This is a genomic window from Vibrio breoganii (genome assembly GCF_024346795.1).
GTDB classification, from domain to species: Bacteria; Pseudomonadota; Gammaproteobacteria; order Enterobacterales; family Vibrionaceae; genus Vibrio; species Vibrio breoganii.
In genome coordinates this window covers 1,320,944-1,342,779 of record NZ_AP024864.1, presented here as the reverse complement: position 1 = coordinate 1,342,779, position 21,836 = coordinate 1,320,944, and the positions used below count along the sequence as shown (strand labels likewise).

The following is a 21,836-nucleotide window of genomic DNA, read 5'->3' as shown; positions in this document are numbered from 1 at the left end:
GTTTTAGTTGTGATTTTACTTTGTCACATTATGAACCATAAATGACAAAATCACAGCATAGAATTACGCATTATCAATAGCATTTCGGATACGTTTATCAGAAATCGGGTACGGTGTGCCCAATTGTTGAGCAAAAAAGCTGACTCGCAATTCCTGAAGCATCCAATGAATCTCTTTCACTGATTCAGGTACTACGGCGCCTTTTGGTATCTTATTCTTTAGCTCTTGGTACTCTTTCGCCACTGCCTCAATCTTGAGAAGTTGCAAACGGTCGCGGTTAGGGTCGATAGGCAGCTTTTCCATACGTCTTTCGATAGCACGCATATAACGCAAGATATCCGGCAATTTCTTCCAACCACAATCGGTGGCAAAGCCTTTGTAGATAAGCCCTTCCACTTGCGCCTTAATATCAGACAAGGCAAAGGCCATGCTAAGGTCAACACGCCCTTTCAGCTTTTTATTGATATTAAAGGCAGTGGTCAAGATCGCTTCTACCTGCTTTGCAATATCAACCACGGTATCACCAAGCTCTGCACGCACATGCTCTTTCAGCGCTTCAAACTTGTCAGACTCCCATACAAGACCGCCTTGCTCTTCAATCAGCTTATCAACACCACAAGCAATGCAATCATCGATGAGATCCAGCACCTTACCAAACGGATTAAAATACAGGCCTAGTTTCGACTTGTTCGGCAGATTCTGATGTAAGTACTTAATTGGCGAAGGAACATTGAGCAGAACCAAACGGCGCTGACCGGCTTGCATCGCTTGTTGTTGTTCATATTCAGTCTCAAACAGTTTGATCTCAACGCTTTGCTTAGCATCGACAATGGCTGGGTATGCCTTAACCTGATACCCACCACGCTTTTGTTCATACACGCGCGGGATCTCACCGAAGCTCCATGTGTGAAGATCTTTTTGTTCGATGTCGTCATCCGCCACCTTAGATAGGGTTTGTTGAACCTTTTCTTTTAGGCTGTCTTTAAGCTCATACAGATCCGCATGCTCTTTCAATTTACGATTGCGATGATCCACGGCGCGGAAGGTGACCTTGAGGTGATCTGGGATCTGTTCTAGTTTCCAGTCTTCTCTGAGTACCTCTACGCCCGTCATACGGCGCAACTCTTTCTCTAGGCTATCAAGCAATGGGGCTTCCATTGGCGTAACGCGAGACAGAAACGCATCCGCATAATTAGGAGCAGGCACAAAGTTACGACGCAGTGTTTTAGGCAGCGCCTTAATTAAGCTCACCACCAGCTCATGACGAAGACCAGGGATCTGCCAATCAAACCCTTCTGGCTGAACTTGGTTTAATACCGGTAACGGAATGTGCACCGTGACACCGTCACTATTATCACCAGGCTCAAACTGATAGCTAAGCTTTAACTTAAGGCCGTTTTGATGCCAAAAGTTTGGATAATCTAAGTCAGTGACGTGCGAGGCATCGCCACGAAATAGCATCTCTTTTTCAAAGTTAAGCAACTCAGGATTGGCTTTACGCTCTGTATTCCACCACGAATCAAAGTGGCGGCCTGAGATGGCATCGGTTGAGACTCGCTGATCATAAAAGTCGAATAACTCATCGTCATCCACCAAAATATCGCGGCGACGAGATTTGTGTTCAAGCTCTTCTACTTCTTTTAATAGCTTACGGTTTTGCTTAAAGAAGTGGTGCTTGGTTTCCCAATCCCCTTCCACCATAGCGGCGCGGATAAACAACTCTCGACAGAGCGTTGGATCAACTGGGCCATAGTTTACCGTGCGTTTTGGCACAATCGGAATACCATACAGGGTCACCTTCTCGTGAGCCTGCACCGCCGCTTGTTTCTTCGACCAGTGCGGTTCACTGTAACTGCGCTTAATAAGATGCTTAGCCAGTGGTTCTATCCATTCAGGCTGTATCTTGGCCACAATACGCCCCCACAGGCGTGAGGTCTCCACCAATTCTGCCGTCATTACCCATTTAGGCTGCTTCTTAAATAGGCCTGATGCTGGGAAGATATGGAAGCGTGCATTACGAGCACCTTGATATTCGTTCTTTTCTTGGTCTTTCATGCCCACATGCGAGAGCATGCCACTGAGCAGTGCACAGTGTACTGACTGATAGTCTGCAGGTTCGTCATTCACCTTTATATCAAGCTCACGCAGTGATTGGCTAAGCTGGAAGTACAAATCTTGCCACTCACGAACGCGCAAGTAGTTAAGATAATCTTGCTTGCACTGGCGACGAAACTGGTTGCCTGACAATGCCTTTTGCTGGGTTTTTATGTATTCCCATAGGTTCACAAAGCTCAAGAAGTCCGAATCTTTATCAAAGAATCGACGATGCTTATCATCTGAGGATTGCTGCTTATCACTTGGGCGCTCGCGCGGATCTTGAATAGACAGCGCAGAGGCAATGATCATTACCTCTTTAGCACAGCCAAGACGCGGCGATTCAATCACCATACGGCCAAGACGAGGATCGATGGGTAGTCGAGCTAACTTACGACCAATACCCGTTAGGCGCTTACGCGGGTCGTTTGCGGTCGGGTTGATGGCTCCTAGCTCTTCAAGGAGTCGTACACCATCTTGAATGTTGCGGCGATCTGGCTTTTCGACAAATGGGAAGGCTTCGATATCACCAAGCCCTAAAGCGGTCATCTGCAGAATAACGGACGCAAGGTTAGTGCGCAGTATTTCTGGATCGGTAAACTCAGGACGAGACAAGAAGTCCTCTTCTGAATAAAGCCTGATACAGATACCCTCAGCCACACGGCCACAACGACCTTTACGCTGGTTTGCACTCGCTTGTGAAACCGCTTCAATCGGTAGTCTCTGTACCTTGGTACGGTAAGAGTAACGACTGATGCGCGCTGTGCCTGGGTCAATTACGTAGCGAATGCCCGGTACTGTCAAAGAGGTTTCTGCAACGTTGGTTGCCAGTACAATTCGGCGACCACTATGAGACTGGAAGATCCGGTTTTGCTCAGACGATGAAAGCCTTGCGTACAGCGGGACGATTTCGGTATCTCGCAGATTACGTTTACTCAAAGCGTCAGCGGTATCACGTATCTCACGCTCACCGTTCATAAAGATAAGGATATCCCCTAGCCCTTCGTCGCAAAGTTCATCAACCGCTTCAAAGATACCTTCAAGTTGGTCTCTATCAACATCATCTTCGCCAGATAAAGGACGATAGCGAGTATCTACTGGATAAGTACGGCCCGAAACCTCAATAATAGGCGCATCGTTAAAGTGCTTAGAGAAGCGTTCTGGGTCAATGGTTGCCGAGGTAATGATGATTTTAAGATCAGGGCGCTTAGGTAAGATGTTTCTCAGGTAGCCCAGAATAAAGTCGATATTGAGGCTTCGTTCATGAGCCTCATCGATAATAATGGTGTCGTATTGATTTAAGTAGCGGTCATGCTGGATCTCTGCCAGCAAGATACCGTCTGTCATCAACTTAACTTGAGTATTTTCACTGATCTTGTCGTTAAAACGCACCTTATAGCCGACAAATTCGCCTAGCTGCGTTTCCATCTCTTCGGCAATACGACTGGCCACTGAACGCGCTGCAAGACGCCTTGGCTGAGTATGACCAATTAAGCCCTTTTTCCCTCGTCCCAATTCAGCACAGATCTTAGGAAGCTGTGTCGTCTTACCTGAGCCCGTTTCACCCGCAACGATCACCACCTGATTATCGGCAATTGCCTTAGCGATATCATCGCGCTTTTGACTTACCGGTAAGATTTCAGGGTAGTCAATGGTAGGCGTATTCGATTGGCGAGACTGCACCGTCATCATGGACTTGGCAATATCTAATGCGATTTCATCAAACACGGTATTCTTAGCGCTCTCTTTCTTAATGCGACTTGCGCCTTGAATGCGTTTAGAGAGGCGAAAGCGATCCTTTATCATGCACTCTTTAAGAGCGGCTTTAAGAGAGGTAGCGGTGTTTGTTTGTTTTTGAGGCTGAGATTGGGTCAAAACGATTCCGAACTGATAACTATGAAAGGTATAACTCGCTAAATTGTATCACAATAGGCTTAAAAATCGTGTATTTGCTTCATCGATAATTACCTTTCAATGATCCATTTAGGCTGGGTTGCGTAAGTGTTTTCACTCTTCTTTGGCAAGCGAGGATCGCATGGAACTTTTAATTGAATCACTAGAGGGTGATATTTATTTGGCGTATCAAGTTCAGGGCGAACATAAAGCGCCGTTAGTGGATCATCAAAACAAACTACGAATCTTTCGCAGCCTTGAGCAGGTGCGAGAGCACTGCACAGGAGAAACATATCAATCAGCCTCCCTATTACAAGCAACCGCATACGATGAAATGTGTGGCTTTGGCGAGTCAGAGCGAAATGCCACAGTGATGAACCTAAATTGGTTCTAGAAAGCCTTCTATCTATCGTTCCCGCATAAAAAAGAGGCTCACATTAGAGCCTCTTTTTTGTGTCGCTTGTTTGCTTTAGAAATCAAACTGCAAGTAGACACTGTTGTAGTTACTGCCACCCTTGATACGCCCGTATTGAGACGATTTTTCAAAGATTGCTGAGCGGTGGTGTATTGAGTAACCCAACCACACGCCATCCATTGAGCGAGAATTAAACATAGAGCCCAAATTCACATCGATGGAGAAATCCAAATAGTTGAGGAAGTTGTTAGGCTCGTAGCCTTTTTCGTCAAACTCGTTTTTCTCAAGGGAGTTGATTTTAGAGGTGTAAGACATACCTTCCGCGACACCCAGTCTCCAATCAAATGGCCAAGGTATGGTGTAGTAGGCCTTGATCGCTAGAATGTATTCTTGGCTTGAGGCCTGATCATCATTACTCCAGTGCCAACCAAAGCCAGGGGTTAAGTAGATATCCAGTGGTAATCCAAACAGGCTATCGGTCAAAGGATGACCGTAAAATACCGTGGTAATTTGGCTGTTGTACGGATCGTCTTCTATATCCCCGCCTAAGATGTCACCAAGGTTAGACGGTGTGCCCCATCCGTGTGCAACCCGTACATAGGGTTTATTAGATAAATCCGACTTACGTGGCTTACCTGGGTCATTGAAGAAACCAAAGCCGAGGTAGTATTCGGTCTGCACTTGATCGGCAATCACAGCAGCATCTTTTGCATTGCCATCGAGTATCTGTATGTTTGCCGCGCCCAATAAGTAGAGGTTGGACACAACATGATAATTAGCACGAACCCCTACGAAATAATCCACACCCGCATCAATGTCTTCTGCATCTAACGCATAGTATTTGGTGTTAAAGTCGCTGCTTTTTAAGCGCAAAGAGGCGTAAGGCTGAACGGTAAAATCACCAAAGTAATACTCGCCCTCAGTACCCGCTGTTATGTACCATTCTCCGTCGGTGTCAGTCATTAACTCAGAGTATGCGTACCAATTTTCGTCATATTGATACTCACCTCTGACACCCAGATCCAAGGCATCAGCGCCAAATTCATTTTGAATTTCTGCAGGTATATCCACGAAACGCAGTCGCCCTAAGACCGATACATTCCAATCACTCTCTTTAGGGTTATACAGATAAGCACCTAGGGTTAGTCCCCTGACATAAACATACTCGTTTTCAAAGTAGAGCATAGGGATAAAAGTACTTACGCGCTCCGAGTCTTCGAGGTCTAGGCCATTAACGTAAGGTATCGATGCGCTGCGCACAACCGCTGCCAAACCCCAGGTTTGCTCTGGATTCTTTTTGGAATTCTCAGCAAGTTGAGCGTCTTCTGGCTCGGCAGATTCGGTCACTAGTCTTTCTTCGGCTATCGCACCAGAGGATAGGCAAATAGCTATCGATGCAGCCAGCATCTTGGGTTGAAATTTGTTCATAGAGTCCTTTCAAAGCTTAAAACTAGCGACAAGGCTAAAAGTCACTATTTATTATAGGCTTACAATTCTAAGAAAGGTAAATATTGTTTTCGGTGCCTGTCATTTGTCGGTTAAGAAAGGCCTTGCCAGATAGCGCTCGAGCCACTCACTAGACAAAGGACCAGCGAGATGCGTCTCATCCACTCTTTAGAAAGGTAGTTTACCGAGCGTATCGCCACCCAATAACCGAGCACAGCCGCAGGGATAAGTGGCACCGTTAGCCAGAAGTGCTTCATAGTAAATAACCCCATGCCCATAAGCACTATCAAGGATAAGATAGAGCTAAACACAAAGAAGGCCGACAAATTACCACGCAGCTTATTGGCATCTTGATGCTGAAGTAACAGTGCCATTGGCGGCCCGCCAATACTGGAACTGGTGCCCATAAAACCAGACAGAAACCCAGCCACAAACATGCGTTTGGGCGTTGGCTCAAGTCGAAATGGCAATGCACTCACTAAAACGGCGAGTAACACAAACAGTCCAAGTCCCAGCGACAGCATGCTCGCGGAAACGTAAAGCAGAATTGCGCCTCCCACTAAAGAGCCAGGAATACGTCCGTATAGAGCGAGCTTTAGTCCGCCAATACTGATGTTAGAGCGAAACTTAAAGGCGTTAATGAGTGACACCACCAGCGCCACTAAACAAATAGGCGCTGGAACATAATCTATTGAAACTTGGAATAATAATGGCGCGGCAACAATCGCTAATCCAAAGCCGATCGCCGTTTGAACAAAGGCTCCCACAAAGATTAATAGCATGGCAATAAGGGGTGAGGCTTCAAATAACCCTAGGTCAGGCATTATAACTCCAAAGTAGTTTTTCAAAATTCACTATTGACTTCATTCCCTGTAGTCCTGCATATAATGGATAAACGATAAAGAATCATGAGGTCGATCACATGTTCAATAAAATCCATTCTTTGTTTAAAGAGCTATTAGATGGCAACGATCTTGCCACTCACACACAAAAACAACCCAAGCTCGCTATTGCTGCTTTACTGTGTGAGGTAACTGCCGCTGACCATGAACAAACGCCGCAAGAGTTAGCAGCAGAGCAGCAGATGCTGCAAAAACTGTTAGACGTAACGGCCGAAGACGCCGCTGCACTGCTTGAAAACGCGCGGGAAAAAGCAAACCAATCCGTTTCTTTGTATGACTTCACGTCTCAATTGAGAGACTTGCCTCGAGCTGAGCGAAGTGATCTCATCAAAGCCATGTGGACGGTCGCCTATGCCGATGGTGAGCTTGACCCTATCGAAGAGTCCGTCATCCGCAAAGCCGCTGAGCTTATCTATGTGGATCACAGCGACTTTGTAAAAACAAAACTAGAGGTACAAGACGGCAACTAGAGCATAGCTAGTGCAAGCTTTGCCAGATTATAAGCATCCGTATAGCCTGAATGCTGCCTGCCTTCCCACTCAATGTTTAACGCTTCTTGTGCCGCTCTGTGACCAATTCGTTTTTCTCTAAGGCGATGTTGCATGCGGTACAAGGTCGCGAGGTTTACAAACTCAACAAAGGGAAAATCAATTCCTTTCTCTTTGCATTCGTTGCGAAAGATAATGTCGTCGCGACCCCAGCTTGCATAAATTTTGTTCGCGCCGCCAAAATTTTTGATCATCGACTTCATCACGTCTTCAAGAGGTCTACCCTGCTTTTCAATCTTGCGCGCAGAGATACCCGTCAATTGAGTACAAAATGGAGAGACTTCGTCGTTTTCAGGCTTCACATAATATTGCGCGCGCTTGACGATTTCTTGCTTAGCTAGATCAATCTCCGCTAAACCAATTTCTATGATTTCACCTGTAATGCCCTTGCCGTTTTCATTCCAGCAACACATTTCTAAATCAAAGCAAACAACTCGGTTATAGTTCATTAAATCTTGTTCATGAGCGATATTAATTGTCGTTAAGTTTACCCTAATTTGACATACTCAAACACTAACTAAATGTATTTAAGTACTTGAATTTCTATTCATGCGCCCGCACATTTAGAGCAATTACATTATACCTAATGAGACTCTAATCATGATCATCGACCTATCCGTGTTACCCAACACGTTTGATATGCTTCACGCAGGTTTAGCTGCGTCAAGTGTCGTCCTTCTGGCTGTTGCTATCGCTCGCAAGCCAAAAACCATTGAAAAGATCGTCGAAAAACCCGTTGAAAAACGTGTTGAGGTTGAAAAACCTGTAGAAAAAATCGTTGAAGTCGAGAAAATCGTCGAAGTAGAAAAAGTGGTTGAGAAAGTGGTGGAAGTTGAGTCAAAACTCAAAACCGCCTCAACTGACTCTGCGCTGCAACTGCTGTCACTGCTACAACAAGAAGCTCGCCTAATCGATTTCCTTAAAGAAGATATCTCTGCGTTTGCTGACGAAGAAGTGGGTGCAGCCGCTCGTGTTATTCATAGTGGCGGACAGAAAGTACTTAAAGACTACGTGACGTTATCACCGGTTCGTAGCGAAACGGAAGAAACACAAATTCAAGTGGCTGAAGGGTTTGATGCTCAAGAGATTCGCCTCGTCGGTAACGTTACGGGCAATGCCCCCTTTACTGGCATCCTAATTCATAAGGGTTGGAAAGCGGACAACATCGAGCTTCCAAAGCTTGCGGAAAACTACAACGCTAACATCATCGCCCCTGCGGAGGTTGAGCTGTAATGAGTGAATCTGCAAAGTACATTGTCGGTATCGATTTAGGCACCACACACAGCGTTTTATCTTTTGTTGATAAGCACCAAGAAGAAGCTAAAGTCGAGGTAATGCCAATTCCTCAGCTTAGTGCGCCGGGCCAGGTAGAAAGCCTAAATCAATTAGGGTCTTTCATTTACCAGCCTAGTGAACATGAAATGGGTGCAGGCTCTCGTACCCTTCCATGGACTGAGTCTCCGGAAGCACTTGTGGGCTCTGTTGCGAGAAAGCTTGGCAGCAAGACCCCAATTCGTTTAGTGGCCAGTGCCAAGTCTTGGCTAGGTCATGCGGCAGTAAACCGTCGTGAAGCCTTCTTGCCAGCAGGCAGCCCTGAAGAGATCAGCAAGGTTTCTCCTTTGCGTGCAACTGAGCTTTACCTAGAGCATTTAATGCAAGCATGGGATCATGCCCACCCAGAGCATAAGCTTCACCAGCAAGACGTTACGATTACGGTTCCTGCATCTTTTGACCCAGCTGCGCGCGATCTTACTGCGGAAGCGGCGCGCAATCTTGGCTTGCATCATCTTACTTTGTTGGAAGAGCCACAAGCGGCGCTGTACAACTGGATTGAGAAAACCGGAGATGACTGGCGCAACCAATTAACGGTCGGTGATGTCGTCTTAGTTGTGGATGTTGGCGGTGGTACTACCGATTTATCGCTTGTAGCGGTAACAGAAGATGAAGGGAACCTTACTCTAGAGCGTGTTGCCGTTGGCGAGCATATTCTGCTTGGCGGCGACAATATGGACCTTGCCCTAGCCTATCGCATTAAGATGAAGATGGCTCAAGACGGCAAAGAGCTGCAACCTTGGCAGATCCAAGCCATCGTACACGCGTGTCGCGACGCAAAAGAAGCACTGCTTAACGATAAAGAACTGCAATCTGTACCGATTGTGATCCCAAGCCGTGGCTCTAAGCTAATGGGTAGCACACTAAAAACCGAGTTGACCTCAGAAGAGGTTCAGCAAACCCTAGTGGATGGTTTCTTCCCTGTTGTTGATATCGACGAGCATCCAAAGCAAGCACGACGCGGCGCATTAACGCAGATGGGTCTGCCGTATGCGCAAGATGCGGGTGTGACAAGACACATTGCTGCCTTCCTTAGCAAGCAAGCTGAGTCCACCGCTGATGTGTTTGGTGGCATGTTTGGCTCTGATAAGCCTGACTTTGTTAAGCCTACGGCTATCTTATTCAACGGTGGCGTACTCAAGGCCGATACCCTTGCTGAGCGTTTGTTTGAAGTGATTAACCTATGGCTAGCTGACGCTGATGCGCCAGAGGCTAAACAGCTTCTCGGCTCAGACCTTGACCTTGCGGTATCTTCTGGTGCTGCCTACTACGGTCAAGTTCGTCAGGGCAAAGGTGTTCGTATCCGTGGCGGTATCGCTTCGAGTTACTACGTCGGCATCGAAAGCGCCATGCCTGCTATCCCTGGCATGGCACCACCAATGGAAGCATTGTGTGTGGCACCCTTTGGTATGGAAGAAGGTTCTTCAGCGAATGTACCAAGCCAAGAATTTGGCCTTGTGATTGGTGAACCTGTTCACTTCCAGTTCTACGGCTCTACCATTCGCCGTGAAGACAGCGCAGGTACGCACCTAGATTACTGGCAAGACGGCGAGCTCGATGAGCTTCCTGAAATCCATGTCACTCTAGATGCAAAAGAAGGCCGTCAAGTGGGCGATGTGGTTGCGGTTAAGCTAGCATCTCGCGTAACCGAACTGGGCACCCTCTATCTTGAAGCGATTGCAGCGGATAACGGTCAAAAGTGGCACGTTGAATTTGATGTGCGAGAAGAAAACGCGTCAAGCTAATCTATAATTCCAAAGACCCTAAACAGCACTGGGCTCCTCAGTGCTGTTTTTCTCCACCCCTGTTGCTCCGAGTTAACTATGACATCGTCAAAGACACCTGCATCATCAAAAAAATCTCGCTTTCTCGTCGGCATTGACCTTGGCACCACCAATACTGTGGTCGCGTTTTGTGAAAACACTGAACCGCTGAAAGAATCTCCTTTGCAACTGTTTGAAATTGACCAACTTGTGGGGCAAGGGGAAGTAGCACGCAGACCGCAGCTCCCTTCTTTTCGATTTCATGCGACAAAGCAGCAGTTTTCCAGTGAGGCCCTGCAATTGCCGTGGACGCAGCAACAGGTTGCAGGAGACGTAGAGAATGTCATTATCGGAGAATGGGCACGAGAGCTAGGCTCTCAAGTGGAAGGACGACAGGTATCCAGTGCCAAAAGTTGGCTATCCCATGCCAGTGTAGACAGAGAATCAGACATCTTGCCATGGGCGGGTGCTGACGATGTTGAAAAGGTCTCTCCGGTGATTGCCAGTGCCAGTTACTTAAACCATATCAGGCAGGCATGGAACCACCGAAACCCTATCAATAGACTTGAAGAGCAGGAAGTGGTTATCACGGTCCCTGCCTCTTTTGATGAAATTGCCCGAAACCTGACCCTAAAGGCTGCCTCTCTTGCAGGCTTAGATAAGGTGTTGCTACTAGAAGAGCCTCAAGCGGCCTGTTATGACTGGTATGCACGCTTTGAGCAGCAGCAGAATCCCGATTTATCCGATATTCCACTGATTTTGATCTGTGATGTGGGCGGCGGTACCACCGACCTTAGCCTTATCCAAGCGAAATACACCGATGGTGAACTGAGCCTTAATCGTATTGGCGTGGGTGAGCACCTCATGCTTGGCGGTGATAACATCGACCTTGCCCTTGCTCATATCAGTGAGCAAAAGCTCAACAACAAGACACCGATGAAAGCCCAAGCGCTAAGCAAGCTGATTTCCCAAACTCGACGTGTGAAGGAGAATTTACTTGGCGTAAATGCGCCAGAAGAAGGCAAAGTCACCCTATTAGGTGGCGGTTCTCGTCTGATTGGCGGTGCGCGCAGTGTGGCAGTAACGCGAGAAGAGGTTCAGCAACTTGGTCTTGAAGGCTTCTTCCCTCTAACACCATTTGATGAGCTACCTAGCACCAAGCGAAGTGCTGTTGTGGAATTTGGTTTGCCCTATGTATCAGACCCAGCCGTTACCAGGCACGTAGCGCAGTTTTTGAACCAGCATCAATCCGCGTGCCAAGACGCCTTAGGTAACAGCCGACAACACGCTATCCCTGTTGCGCTTCTCGTCAATGGCGGCGCGTTCAACAGCCCGTTGATCAAAAAACGTATTCAAGATGTCCTTGAATTATGGCGTGATGATTCTATTACCCTGTTGGATAACCCACATCCAGACTTTGCCGTGGCGTATGGCGCAGTGGCGTACAGCAAAGCGCGTCGCGGTGCTCAGCTAAAGATTGGTGGCGGCAGCCCCCGCTCCTACTTCTTACACCTAGCAGGTAAGAATAAAAGCCAAGCGCTATGTCTTCTTGGCAAAGGCAGTGAAGAAGGCACAGAAGTGCGCCTAACCGGAAGACGATTTGCACTCACTCTCGACCAACCCGTGCGCTTTAATCTGTTGACCACAACCATGGACAATTTGAGCGACGGCTCAATCCCTAACAATGGCACACTTCACACCATAGATAGCGGCTTAATGCAGGCTCTTCCTCCTTCTATCGCCTCTCTTGACAGTGGCAGTGATGAGGAACTAGAGGCGAATCAAAAGCGCAGAGTAGAAGTTCAACTCAGCAGCAAGTTGACAGAAGTAGGTACATTGCAGCTTGAGTGTGTGGACATCGACAATGATGACGACCGCTGGCAGGTGGAGTTTGAGGTTCGCAATCAAAAAACCGTTGAAGAGCAGCACATACCTGCGAACCTTACTCAATCCAAGCAGCTGATTTCTACCCTTTACAGTGGCAGTAAAAAGCAAACCGAAGCCAAAGAAATCAAGATGCTTGCCAAGCAACTAGAACGAAACTTAGGTAAACGCGAAAGCTGGGACTTAACCACCTCTCGTCACCTATTTGATGCCTTTGCATTGGGTAAGAAACGTCGCCGTCGCTCTGAGCCGCATGAGAAAAACTGGCTAAGATTAGCAGGCTACAGCTTAAGACCAGGATTTGGCGATCCCGTTGATTCGTGGCGAATGGAGCAAATGTGGCCACTTTACCAACAAGGTATTCAGTTTAAGAACCAGCAAGGGTGGAGCGATTGGTGGATTTTTTGGCGTAGAGTCAGCGGTGGTCTGAATCAAGATCAACAAGAAAGCATTCTTGCCGATATTGCCAAATATTTGCATCCAGGAGCGCTTAAAAACCCACAAACAGCCAAAGTAGCCCATGAAAATGGCTACGAGGCAATGGTTCGCCTATCGGCCTCTTTGGAAAGACTGCACTTTGACGACAAAACGCTACTCGCCAATTGGTTTATGACCAAGGCCTGCCACTTAGAAAGCTATCGAGATGCGCACTGGTGGGCGCTGGCACGACTTGGCAGTCGCAGGCCACTATATGGCAGCCAGCACAATGTTATTCCAGTTGAAGAGATCAATAGCTGGTTACACACCTTGCTTGAGTTGGACTGGAATAAACAAAGCATGGCGGCTTTTGCCGCAGTAATGATGGCTTGCAAAACCGGTGATAGAACCCTTGATGTAACTGAAGAGCTAAGGCAGAAAGTAATAGAAAAAATCACAGGTAGTAAGGTGCCGCAAACTTGGTTGCATCTTCTCACCACTGAGGAAGCATTCAATCAGGAAGAGGCTCAAAAAGCCTTCGGCGACACCCTACCCGCGGGCTTGCAATTACTGCAAGACGACTAGCACTCCCTTAACCCACTATTGCCCCTACGCCTAAGGGGCAATATTCGCCTTATCCTGAACCATTGTCTTCAAACACTCGTACTATTATTGTTAATAAAAATCGATAATTAATAAAAATTCGTGAAATTTTTTCTTGGTTTGTACTCTCCTATTAAGAGACTATTCAACAAAGAAAGACGAGGTCTCAAATGAAACGACTGTCTACCGCACTTTTCACCATTGTTATTGCTTCTCCTTTCGCATGGATGATGTCTAGCAGCTCTATGGCTGACGACGCAAAAATGTCCGACGCAACCAACATTAAAGTGGCAACACTTGCCGGTGGTTGTTTCTGGTGTACAGAGGCCGATCTAGAAAAATTGCCAGGGGTCATTGATGTTGTCTCTGGTTACGCCGGAGGGACTGAGGTTAACCCAACCTACAAACAAGTGGCGGCAGGTAAGACCGGCCACATAGAAGCGATACAAGTCACTTATGACGCAGACTCAGTGACCTATGTAGAAGTACTCGACCAGTTGTTTCGCCATATGGATCCCACCGATGATCAAGGCTCATTTGTGGATAGAGGAAGGCACTACCGACCTGCAGTGTTTTATCACAACGAACAGCAATTCAATATCGCCAACGGCTTCATTCAAGATATAGATCGATTAGGTGTGTACAAGAAGCCCCTGAAAACAGAGCTCATCGAATACACCACATTTTATGACGCTGAAGATTATCATCAGGATTACTACAAAAAGAATCCGATTCGCTATAAGTACTACCGTCACGGCTCAGGACGCGATCGCTACCTCGATGGCATCTTTGGTAAAGACCGTGAAGAGTCCGGCATGACCTTGATAGCAATGATAGAGGCTGATAAAGGCGTTGATACTCAGCGCTACACAAAACCCAGTGATTCTGAGATCAAGAATATGCTGAGCGAACTTCAGTACTACGTCACCCAGCAAGAGGGTACAGAGCGCCCATTTAAAAATGAATATTGGGATAACAAAAAGGAAGGTATCTACGTGGATATTGTTTCAGGTGAACCTTTGTTTAGCTCCACTGATAAATACAAGTCAGGTACAGGCTGGCCTAGTTTTACCAAGCCAATCAATGACCGCTTTATTACCGAACACGAAGACAGCAAACTGTTTTATACGCGTATAGAAGTAAGAAGCCGATTTGGTGATTCACACCTTGGGCATGTGTTTGAAGACGGTCCACAGCCTACCGGTTTAAGATACTGCATCAATTCGGCGTCGCTGAAATTTGTTCCTAAAGATCAATTAGCTAGCATGGGATACGAAGAGTTTTTATCACTATTTTAGAACGCACTACTTTAGTGTATGATTTTCTCTAGCGGCTAAGTTAACCACGTTGCAATGGCTAACCAACTGCTTAGACAACCGGCCTTCGGGCCGGTTCTTTTTTGTCTGACAATCCACGAAAAAACGCAACCAACGCCTCATTCACAACCTCTGGCTTCTCATACTGCAGCGCATGACCCCCTTCCTCTAACGCCAAAAATGTATGATCACTGGGTAGATAAGAGCGAACCTTTTCTGATTGATTGAAACTCAGCAGTTGATCTTTCTTGCCCCACATCAGTAGCGTGGGAATTTGATTCTTGTTTAGACTTTCAAGAGCCTGTTGGCTTGATTGCTGTAATGCGTGATTTGCGGTCAAATAAATCGCATTGCGAAACCCTTTTATTCTCATCTGCTCCTGATAGCGCTGTTTCCAGTGACCAAGCAATTCAGGTTCTACAAAGTCTTTGATCTGCTCTTTAATCATGTGGGGAAGATAAAAAGCATAGGTGAGGTAGCGACCAATAATAGGCCATTTAAGCGGGCCGATATTAACCGGTTCATTCAAGGGTGAAAGAAGACTCACACTTGCGACCCTTTCGGGGTGCGATTGGGCATAGTTCGACACAATAGCGCCGCCCATAGACAAGCCAACCAAATGTACTGCTTGGTTGATGTGCAAATGCTCTAAAAGGTGTTCAAGTTGACTGGAAAAAAGCGCTAGGTCATATCGCGTATTCGGGCGGGCGGAATAGCCTCTTCCGAACAGATCAAACGTCAGTACGCGAAAACCAGACTCTTCTATGGCCTGGGCATTTCGTTCCTAGGCAAAGCTAGGCACTGAGAAGCCATGCACCAATACTACAACGGGTAAATCAGAGCCACCAGCAATGCGATAGTTCACGATGCCAAGTGGCAGCTGAGCAATGGTAAGGCTAGGGTGATTTTTTAACTCTTGGGTTAAATAGCGACGTTCTAGGTTTCGCCAGAAAGGCAACATGACCAACAATAGAATGAGAAAAAAAAACGCTAGTAACCCTAACTCAAACCACACATGCCACCCCTCAAATTTTAAGGACGATTACCGAGCTTTACTTGTCCGTCAGTGGTAAACCATAGCGCCTGTTTTCGTCGTCGGCCAATCAAAATTGGGCCATCGTCAAAAAACAGAAAGTTCTTCCAATGTTGTTTGAATATAGACCAGGTCGTTTGCACGACATTGTATTTCTCGTAGCAAAAGTACACTGTAACGTCGTCTTGCCAATCAATATGTTCAATCACAGCTTCAGGCAGGCCTTCATCATCGGACTCCCAGTTGTTCATCCAATTTACCGAGTCAGACCAATTTTGCGCTGACGTCGGCCAATCTTGGCTACTCATACGCTCTGAGTCAGGACTTTGCTTACTGATGTTATCCTTCCAAAACTGAGCACTTTTAGCCTGCGACATAGGCTTAATTTCCGCTAAGTCCTCAGAGGGAATAGGCATGGATTGGTGGGTAAAGATCCACTTGCGTGAATATTCATCTAGCGATATATGGTCCATATTACTCATCTTTTAGCCAGCCGTTTTCGACGGCTTCATCTATGATCTGTAGCGCCTTCTGCCACAAGGTTTCTGAGCCTTGCTGAATGCGACCGTTGATAGCAATGACTTGACTGCGTTTCACTTGATGCTCAACCCAGCTTTGTCCTTGATTATGATAGTTCAATAACATCGGGATGAATCGATCTAACGCCTTAGCAAACTTGGCATCATCGGTTGTCGCTGCTTCAAATTCATCCCAAATGGCACGCAGTTCTTCTCTTTGGCCTTCTGGTAGGTAACCAAACAAACGATCCGCCGCTAGCAATTCTTTTTGCTCTTGCTCTTTGGAGGCCACCGCGTCATAAACAAAGGTGTCTCCCGCATCAATTTCGACAATATCATGCAATAGCAGCATCTTTAGGACTCGAGCAATGTCTACTTTCGCATTAGCGTGCTCTTGAGTGAGCATAGCCATGGTAGCGACATGCCAGCTGTGCTCTGCGCTATTTTCAAGGCGACCTTGCGCGCTCTTTACTCGGGTTCTTCTGAGTACATTCTTAAGCTGGTCAATCTCCATCAACATTTCAAGTTGTTGGTTTAATCTTTGCATGCTTCCATCCAGTTTTCGTTAGTAAGTGACGTCAACACATGGTCTTGCCAACGCCCATCAATCAATAGGTAATCCTTAGCGATCCCTTCTTTTACAAAGCCCATTTTTTCTAGGACCTTGGCACTTCGCTCATTATGGGGAAGGTAAGACGCCTGAATTCGGTGCATATTAAACTGCTTAAAAAGATAGTGACAGGCTTCTTTCAGGCTAAAGTGCATCAGTCCCTTACCCTGCTCCTGTTCATCGAGAGAATAGCCAAGATTACATGCGTGAAAGGGATAAGCGACAATGTTGCTAAAGGTCACGACACCTAATACCTTGCTCTCGTCATGATTCAAAACTAGAAGGTACAAACCTTGTCTGAGTTTTTCTAATTCCTCAAGGCGAGCTATCTTATATTTCCATCCTGTAACTGTGTAAAAACCTTCATCTCTGATGGGATCCCAAGGCTTTAAAAACGCTTTATTGCGAACAAAGTATTCACACAATATCTTCGCATCCGAGCGCGTCACAGAGCGAATCGTCGGCTCTGAAACAGAAGTACTTTTCTTGACCACTAAGGGCTTATGAGTGAAAAACATCTCCAAACCTATTTCTTCCCAATCTCATAGTCGCGAAGCTTATTCGCAATTGAGGTGTGCGAGACATTCAGCCTTTTGGCGAGTTTTCTACTTGATGGAAATGCTTGATACAATTTTTCTAGCACCTGAGATTCATGGCGCTTCATTATATGATCCAGTGAACCATCAAGGTCGAGCTTCGCCTCTCCTTTGGACAACCCATCAAGGGTAGGAAGATGAAAATGCTGGGTCGATAACTCTGTCCCCTCAAGCTCGGTGAGCGCGCGAAGTACCGCATTGTCGAGCTCGCGTATATTGCCCGGCCAGCTATAGCTGATTAAAGCGTCCATCAGGCTTGCTGAGCAGCTTGGTTTATCAATGCCCAACTGAGCGCAGTGTTTTACCAGCAGCATATCCAACAATGGTGCGATATCTGATGATCTGTCGCGCAGTGGCGGGATCTTGAGGTTTAATACGTTAAGACGGAAGTAGAGATCCTGGCGGAAGGTGCCCGACTCTATCAGCTGCTCTAGCGTATGCTTAGTAGAGGCTATGACGCGAACGTTAACGCTCACCTCTTTATCTTCACCTACACGTCTAAAGGTGCCATCTTGTAAGAATCGCAACAGTTTGCTTTGCAAGTGTGCGGACATCTCGCCAATCTCATCGAGGAAAACAGTCCCTCCATCGGCATTCTCAAAGATACCCTTATGAGGCTTACCTTGATTTGAGGCACTCTCTGCATGACCAAACAACTCAGTTTCTGCCACGTCATCCGGCATAGAGGCACAACTTAGCACAATAAAGGGGTTTGCTGCGCGATGAGAGCGAGCATGACACGCACGAGCAAGCATTTCTTTACCGGTTCCGGTATTACCCTCAATCAACAAGGGTTGCTCGAGCATGGAAAGCTTTTTGGCTTGTGTGATCAGCGCTTTGTGTCGGTTAGATATACCTACAAAATGCTCAAACCCCAATGGGTCGCTATCAGATACCAGCTCAGTTTGACCATGGTCTTGTCTAGATTGCCTTAGCTGAAACACGGTACTTGCGTGCACAGAGGTATCGCTGTTTTGCATCAAATGGACAGGAATGATCTCCATCTGATAGTCAATGCCGCCAATCACAACGGTTTGTTTAGTCCTAGTAGCAGAGTCTTCTAGCCAAGATTGATAAGAAAACTTAGGAAGCAGTTGACTGATGGAACTGCCTAATATTGACTGTTCGCTACTGTGGAATAGCTGCTTGGCTTTTTGGTTAGCCATGTCAATCTGGCCATTGAGCCCAACGGAGAGAAGCGCTTCTGACAGGTTATCAAGTACCGCGGTAAGTTCCGTGTTCTTGCGCTCGCTGGGCATAAACTGAATGCGCCTAACATCAGACACACCTTCAATGCGTCTGATTTGTGCCATCAAGGCACTAAAGGATTCAAAATCTAATTCTGGGCAATTAAGATAAATGATGCCGACAGGGTCAATCTCTATGCCTCGCAAATCTAGGTTTTGCGAGGTTAAGATATCCAGCAGTTCGCGGGTTAAACCTAAGCGATCTTCACACAATACTTGTAAGCGCACGTCTGATTCTCAAGTGTTCAATAATGTTTACATGAGTGTCTAGCAGAAGCGCATTTCAGTCAAGCAATATCAAGGATTAGAGCAAGTTAACCCTGCTCTCTTTCTTCACTATTTTGTAAACGATGTTTAACAGAGACCAATACTTGGTCACGTACATCTCGCAATCGCAGGCGATTATCCTCAGAAAATGGAATGGGTCTCATCAGTTGCGCAGCCTTAATACCCAAACGCGCCGTCAGCAAACCAACACCCACCCCTTGTGCAGCGCGAGTGGACAGCTTGGCGGTGAGATCCATGGATAAAAGATCCATGCCGGCATCCATAGCAAGTTCAGTACCACCCGCCGCGGCCATATTGATTAAAGTCAGTCTTAGTAACTGAATTCGAGACCAATACCCTAGCTCTACGCCATATTCTTTAGCGATGCGATTGATAAGGGAGATGTTTCTCCACGCCACCAGCAACATATCAGCGGCGGCCAAAGGGCTCACCGCAACCATCACTGCGGCCTCAGATGAATACTTGGCAATGGCTTTGTTGATCTTCTGATCCACAGGAGATAACACATACCCCTGATACAAATCTAACATGTCACGATCAGAGTGATTGTCACTTTTATGTTGCGACCATTTGGACAGACCTACGTTTTCGACACCCGATGCGGTCATTGTCTTAGAAAGAGAATCACAAAACGGCCCGGCATTACCATAGTCGTTATTGTCATACAGCTGTTGAGCCTTCATTTGCACGTCGCCTTGGTGACGAAGACGTCTCATTTTAAGTAGCTCACGCAGTATCGCGCCTGCCCCTATCGCGCACCCGCCGGTTAACAACACCGTCCATGACAAACTAAGAAGGTCATTCGTTTGAAACGCACCGATGAAGGAGTCAACCAGTTGCCATGCACTTAAGCCGCCCAAGGTGGCAAACAGTAGCTTCCAACGCAGCGGAACTCGACGTCGGTTAAACAGCGTCTCTACCTTCTCTTCGATCGGCTCATCTTCTGCGGTAGCAATAGGCTCAGCCTTGATAAATTGGTGATCTTCAAAGGTTTGCTTTGTTCCAAGATCAGGCTGCGCCTCTTTATATTGAGTGTTTGCACCTTCATCGCGATCACTTTCATCACCTGAGCGCGTAAACACTTGTTTTTGTTTATATTCGTTCAAAGCATTACCTCAACTTATCGCCCAGCAAGAACTGCATCACCTTATCCATACCGATATGTGGTAGTGGCGTTGCTTCAACATAGTTTTGCGGTCTAAAACTGACAAAATCGAATCCCTGTTTATCCCAAAATTCTGCTTTGGGCAGGGTTGCTGGCACCTCTCCAGGATATAGAGTGAGCGCATTTCCTTCGATTGTTGTGCCATTAACAACAGGAATTGATTTCCCTTTCTGATCGACAAATCCTGCATCCGTCGATTTTATCGAAGCGAACGGCATACATTCCATTGAAACACTTTCAAAAGAGACATGTTGCCAAATTGGTTGCACCAAGTGTCGAAGCAACAAATTCAAATTTGAATGTTGATCAGGAGTAATGTGGTCAGCTTTGGTTGCCGCGAATAACAACTTGTCGGTTCTTGGGGAAAACAAGCGACGAATTAGACTGTTTTTCCCGTAGCTAAAGCTCTTCATTATTTCGGTAAGCGCCACCTGCATATCGCTAAAGGCATGCTCACCCTGATTAAGAGGCGTTAGCACATCAACCAACAAGATTTGTCTATCGAAGGACGAAAAATAGTGTCGGTAGAAGGGTTTAATGACCTGTTGCTGATACTCTTTGTAGCGCTTGGAGAGCAAGTTTACAGCGCTACCCTTGGCAGGTTTGTCCTTGAAAATATAAGGGAAGAACAGCACTACCGGTGCATCGGCTAGCTCACCCGGCAATACAAAGCGTCCAGGCTGTATCAGCTGATAGCCCTTCGCTTTGAGATCCAATAATAGCTTGGTGTATTGCGCTGCGATTTCATTGATAAGCTTGTCGTCATTAAACTCGTCGTAATCAAGGTGCTGGCTACGCGCTAACCACGCCTCGACTTCAGGAAGGTTTATCTGCTGAAGACGTAATAACTGCTGCTCAGACCATGCTTGAAAGTCCATCTCTAACATAGGTAGATCCAGCAACCACTCTCCCGGGTAGTCCACTAGATCCACATATAAGGTGGCATGGCGGCTTATCAACTTTCGGGCTTTGCTACTCGGCTTGTATTTGATTGCAATACGAATCTCACTCACATCACGAGTAGGTGTTGGCCATTGCGGGATTTCAAGTGTCAAAGATTCATAAGAACCGTCTAGATTAAATCTAGGAGTGAGAAGATTCTTTTGTGGCACTCTTCGTGCACCTAGCACCCTAGCATCTCTCTGCGCCGCCAATAAAGGCAGGTTGTCATGGGTTGACGTATGTAGCAGCTGATCCACAAAGGAGGTAATAAATGCAGTCTTACCTGCACGAGAAAGGCCGGTGACACCAATTCTTAGGTGTGCATCCAGCCCTCTATTAAGTAGTTGTTTTGCTTCGTTTGTTATTCTGTTCATATCACGCTCCTAAGCTCAAGATATTGAATTACTCTCCAAATATCCAGCGTTAGAGCGCAACATTAACAAGATTTAATCATCGGCAATGAGCTTAAAAATGACAAACAGAGCGAGTTCCAAAAGAAGTGTAAGTACTATCGTGATGGTAATGTACTTCTCGTGGAAAATGGCAATACCATTGAGAATAAGGTCATAGCAAAGGAAGCCACCGATAACGACGGCAACGATGATCTGAAGAATTTGTACAAAGCGTGGCATAACATCCCCTGTTAATAAAAGTCACAACTTAATTGTATCAGCTATCTCGCTGAATTTTCGAAAAAAAGCGCAATCTTTGATTGCGCTTCATCTGTTTAGATTAACTAGTACCAATCACACTAAATAGGTGATCAGAAATAGCGCAGGGAAAATGCTTGAGAACAAGGCAGGATTTTTCGATTAGTAGTAATT

Annotated in this window: 19 protein-coding genes; 6 read left to right on the top strand and 13 right to left on the bottom strand. The window is 46.4% G+C overall.

All coding sequences use genetic code 11. From position 1 onward, the window contains the following. Nucleotides 1–63: 63 nt before the first annotated feature. Nucleotides 64–3,969, bottom strand: coding sequence for an ATP-dependent RNA helicase HrpA (hrpA, locus tag OCU35_RS06240; RefSeq protein ID WP_261825859.1), 3,906 nt, complete (start codon nt 3,967–3,969; stop codon nt 64–66). Between the two features lie 160 nt (nt 3,970–4,129). On the opposite strand from hrpA, the gene OCU35_RS06235 reads away from it, so the two are divergent. Beyond that, nucleotides 4,130–4,381, top strand: coding sequence for a DUF6482 family protein (locus tag OCU35_RS06235; RefSeq protein WP_261825858.1), 252 nt, complete (start codon nt 4,130–4,132; stop codon nt 4,379–4,381). 75 nt (nt 4,382–4,456) lie between these two features. On the opposite strand, the gene OCU35_RS06230 is transcribed toward OCU35_RS06235, so the two are convergent. Beyond that, entirely contained in the window at nt 4,457–5,830 is a 1,374-nt protein-coding gene (locus tag OCU35_RS06230; RefSeq protein ID WP_261825857.1) for a MipA/OmpV family protein, read from the bottom strand. Nucleotides 5,831–5,940: 110 nt separating this feature from the next. After that, complete coding sequence (locus OCU35_RS06225) at nt 5,941–6,630, bottom strand: sulfite exporter TauE/SafE family protein (RefSeq protein WP_261825907.1); 690 nt, start codon at nt 6,628–6,630, stop codon at nt 5,941–5,943. A gap of 140 nt (nt 6,631–6,770) precedes the next feature. On the opposite strand from OCU35_RS06225, the gene OCU35_RS06220 reads away from it, so the two are divergent. Continuing rightward, a complete protein-coding gene (locus OCU35_RS06220) occupies nt 6,771–7,220 on the top strand; it encodes a tellurite resistance TerB family protein (RefSeq protein WP_261825856.1) in 450 nt (149 codons plus the stop codon). On the opposite strand, the gene OCU35_RS06215 is transcribed toward OCU35_RS06220, so the two are convergent. Further along, on the bottom strand, nt 7,217–7,747 hold the full coding sequence (locus OCU35_RS06215; protein ID WP_261825855.1) for a 3'-5' exonuclease: 531 nt from the start codon (nt 7,745–7,747) through the stop codon (nt 7,217–7,219). The two genes, OCU35_RS06220 and OCU35_RS06215, sit on opposite strands and share 4 nt — an antisense overlap. A gap of 151 nt (nt 7,748–7,898) precedes the next feature. Between OCU35_RS06215 and OCU35_RS06210 the strand changes: the two genes are divergently transcribed. From OCU35_RS06210 to msrB, 4 genes are all read left to right on the top strand, one after another. Next, complete coding sequence (locus tag OCU35_RS06210) at nt 7,899–8,531, top strand: DUF2760 domain-containing protein (RefSeq protein ID WP_102547304.1); 633 nt, start codon at nt 7,899–7,901, stop codon at nt 8,529–8,531. After that, nucleotides 8,531–10,375: an Hsp70 family protein gene (locus tag OCU35_RS06205; protein ID WP_065598762.1), complete on the top strand. Its 1,845-nt coding sequence runs from the start codon at nt 8,531–8,533 to the stop codon at nt 10,373–10,375. Before OCU35_RS06210 ends, OCU35_RS06205 begins: the two co-directional genes overlap by 1 nt. 78 nt (nt 10,376–10,453) lie before the next feature. Beyond that, nucleotides 10,454–13,279, top strand: coding sequence for an Hsp70 family protein (locus OCU35_RS06200; protein ID WP_261825854.1), 2,826 nt, complete (start codon nt 10,454–10,456; stop codon nt 13,277–13,279). Between the two features lie 188 nt (nt 13,280–13,467). Then, nucleotides 13,468–14,595, top strand: coding sequence for a peptide-methionine (R)-S-oxide reductase MsrB (msrB, locus tag OCU35_RS06195; RefSeq protein WP_261825853.1), 1,128 nt, complete (start codon nt 13,468–13,470; stop codon nt 14,593–14,595). Between the two features lie 70 nt (nt 14,596–14,665). Here msrB and OCU35_RS06190 read toward each other — a convergent pair whose 3' ends face one another. The 9 genes from OCU35_RS06190 to OCU35_RS06150 all read right to left on the bottom strand — a co-directional run bounded on the left by OCU35_RS06190 (nt 14,666) and on the right by OCU35_RS06150 (nt 21,644). Next, the gene (locus tag OCU35_RS06190; RefSeq protein ID WP_261825906.1) at nt 14,666–15,379 is read right to left on the bottom strand and encodes an alpha/beta fold hydrolase; all 714 of its coding nucleotides are present in this window, start codon (nt 15,377–15,379) and stop codon (nt 14,666–14,668) included. Between the two features lie 18 nt (nt 15,380–15,397). After that, complete coding sequence (locus tag OCU35_RS06185) at nt 15,398–15,628, bottom strand: hypothetical protein (RefSeq protein WP_261825852.1); 231 nt, start codon at nt 15,626–15,628, stop codon at nt 15,398–15,400. A gap of 17 nt (nt 15,629–15,645) precedes the next feature. Then, nucleotides 15,646–16,119, bottom strand: a complete 474-nt coding sequence (locus OCU35_RS06180; RefSeq protein WP_065598758.1) for a DUF2947 domain-containing protein — start codon at nt 16,117–16,119, stop codon at nt 15,646–15,648. 1 nt (nt 16,120) lies between these two features. Continuing rightward, a complete protein-coding gene (locus tag OCU35_RS06175; RefSeq protein WP_017030571.1) occupies nt 16,121–16,711 on the bottom strand; it encodes an HD domain-containing protein in 591 nt (196 codons plus the stop codon). Further along, nucleotides 16,699–17,292: a ribosomal protein S5-alanine N-acetyltransferase gene (gene rimJ / locus OCU35_RS06170; protein ID WP_017030028.1), complete on the bottom strand. Its 594-nt coding sequence runs from the start codon at nt 17,290–17,292 to the stop codon at nt 16,699–16,701. The genes OCU35_RS06175 and rimJ overlap by 13 nt, the downstream gene beginning before the upstream one ends. Nucleotides 17,293–17,300: 8 nt before the next feature. Then, the gene (gene tyrR / locus OCU35_RS06165) at nt 17,301–18,845 is read right to left on the bottom strand and encodes a transcriptional regulator TyrR (RefSeq protein ID WP_017030029.1); all 1,545 of its coding nucleotides are present in this window, start codon (nt 18,843–18,845) and stop codon (nt 17,301–17,303) included. 86 nt (nt 18,846–18,931) lie between these two features. After that, nucleotides 18,932–20,011, bottom strand: a complete 1,080-nt coding sequence (locus OCU35_RS06160) for a YcjF family protein (RefSeq protein ID WP_261825851.1) — start codon at nt 20,009–20,011, stop codon at nt 18,932–18,934. A 4-nt stretch (nt 20,012–20,015) separates the two neighbouring features. Further along, nucleotides 20,016–21,386 carry a YcjX family GTP-binding protein gene (locus OCU35_RS06155; protein ID WP_017030567.1) on the bottom strand — a complete coding sequence of 457 codons (1,371 nt, stop codon included), beginning with the start codon at nt 21,384–21,386 and terminating at the stop codon, nt 20,016–20,018. 72 nt (nt 21,387–21,458) lie between these two features. Continuing rightward, on the bottom strand, nt 21,459–21,644 hold the full coding sequence (locus OCU35_RS06150) for a hypothetical protein (RefSeq protein WP_017030032.1): 186 nt from the start codon (nt 21,642–21,644) through the stop codon (nt 21,459–21,461). Nucleotides 21,645–21,836 lie beyond the last annotated feature (192 nt).

What these genes read in the sequence shown, in the direction of transcription:
- OCU35_RS06235 (WP_261825858.1), top strand. Translation starts at nt 4,130, where the DNA reads ATGGAACTTTTAATTGAATCACTAGAGGGTGATATTTATTTGGCGTAT.
- OCU35_RS06230 (WP_261825857.1), bottom strand. Translation starts at nt 5,830, where the DNA reads ATGAACAAATTTCAACCCAAGATGCTGGCTGCATCGATAGCTATTTGC.
- OCU35_RS06225 (WP_261825907.1), bottom strand. Translation starts at nt 6,630, where the DNA reads ATGCTATTAATCTTTGTGGGAGCCTTTGTTCAAACGGCGATCGGCTTT.
- OCU35_RS06220 (WP_261825856.1), top strand. Translation starts at nt 6,771, where the DNA reads ATGTTCAATAAAATCCATTCTTTGTTTAAAGAGCTATTAGATGGCAAC.
- OCU35_RS06215 (WP_261825855.1), bottom strand. Translation starts at nt 7,747, where the DNA reads ATGAACTATAACCGAGTTGTTTGCTTTGATTTAGAAATGTGTTGCTGG.
- OCU35_RS06210 (WP_102547304.1), top strand. Translation starts at nt 7,899, where the DNA reads ATGATCATCGACCTATCCGTGTTACCCAACACGTTTGATATGCTTCAC.
- OCU35_RS06205 (WP_065598762.1), top strand. Translation starts at nt 8,531, where the DNA reads ATGAGTGAATCTGCAAAGTACATTGTCGGTATCGATTTAGGCACCACA.
- OCU35_RS06200 (WP_261825854.1), top strand. Translation starts at nt 10,454, where the DNA reads ATGACATCGTCAAAGACACCTGCATCATCAAAAAAATCTCGCTTTCTC.
- msrB (WP_261825853.1), top strand. Translation starts at nt 13,468, where the DNA reads ATGAAACGACTGTCTACCGCACTTTTCACCATTGTTATTGCTTCTCCT.
- OCU35_RS06180 (WP_065598758.1), bottom strand. Translation starts at nt 16,119, where the DNA reads ATGGACCATATATCGCTAGATGAATATTCACGCAAGTGGATCTTTACC.
- OCU35_RS06175 (WP_017030571.1), bottom strand. Translation starts at nt 16,711, where the DNA reads ATGCAAAGATTAAACCAACAACTTGAAATGTTGATGGAGATTGACCAG.
- rimJ (WP_017030028.1), bottom strand. Translation starts at nt 17,292, where the DNA reads ATGTTTTTCACTCATAAGCCCTTAGTGGTCAAGAAAAGTACTTCTGTT.
- OCU35_RS06155 (WP_017030567.1), bottom strand. Translation starts at nt 21,386, where the DNA reads ATGAACAGAATAACAAACGAAGCAAAACAACTACTTAATAGAGGGCTG.
- OCU35_RS06150 (WP_017030032.1), bottom strand. Translation starts at nt 21,644, where the DNA reads ATGCCACGCTTTGTACAAATTCTTCAGATCATCGTTGCCGTCGTTATC.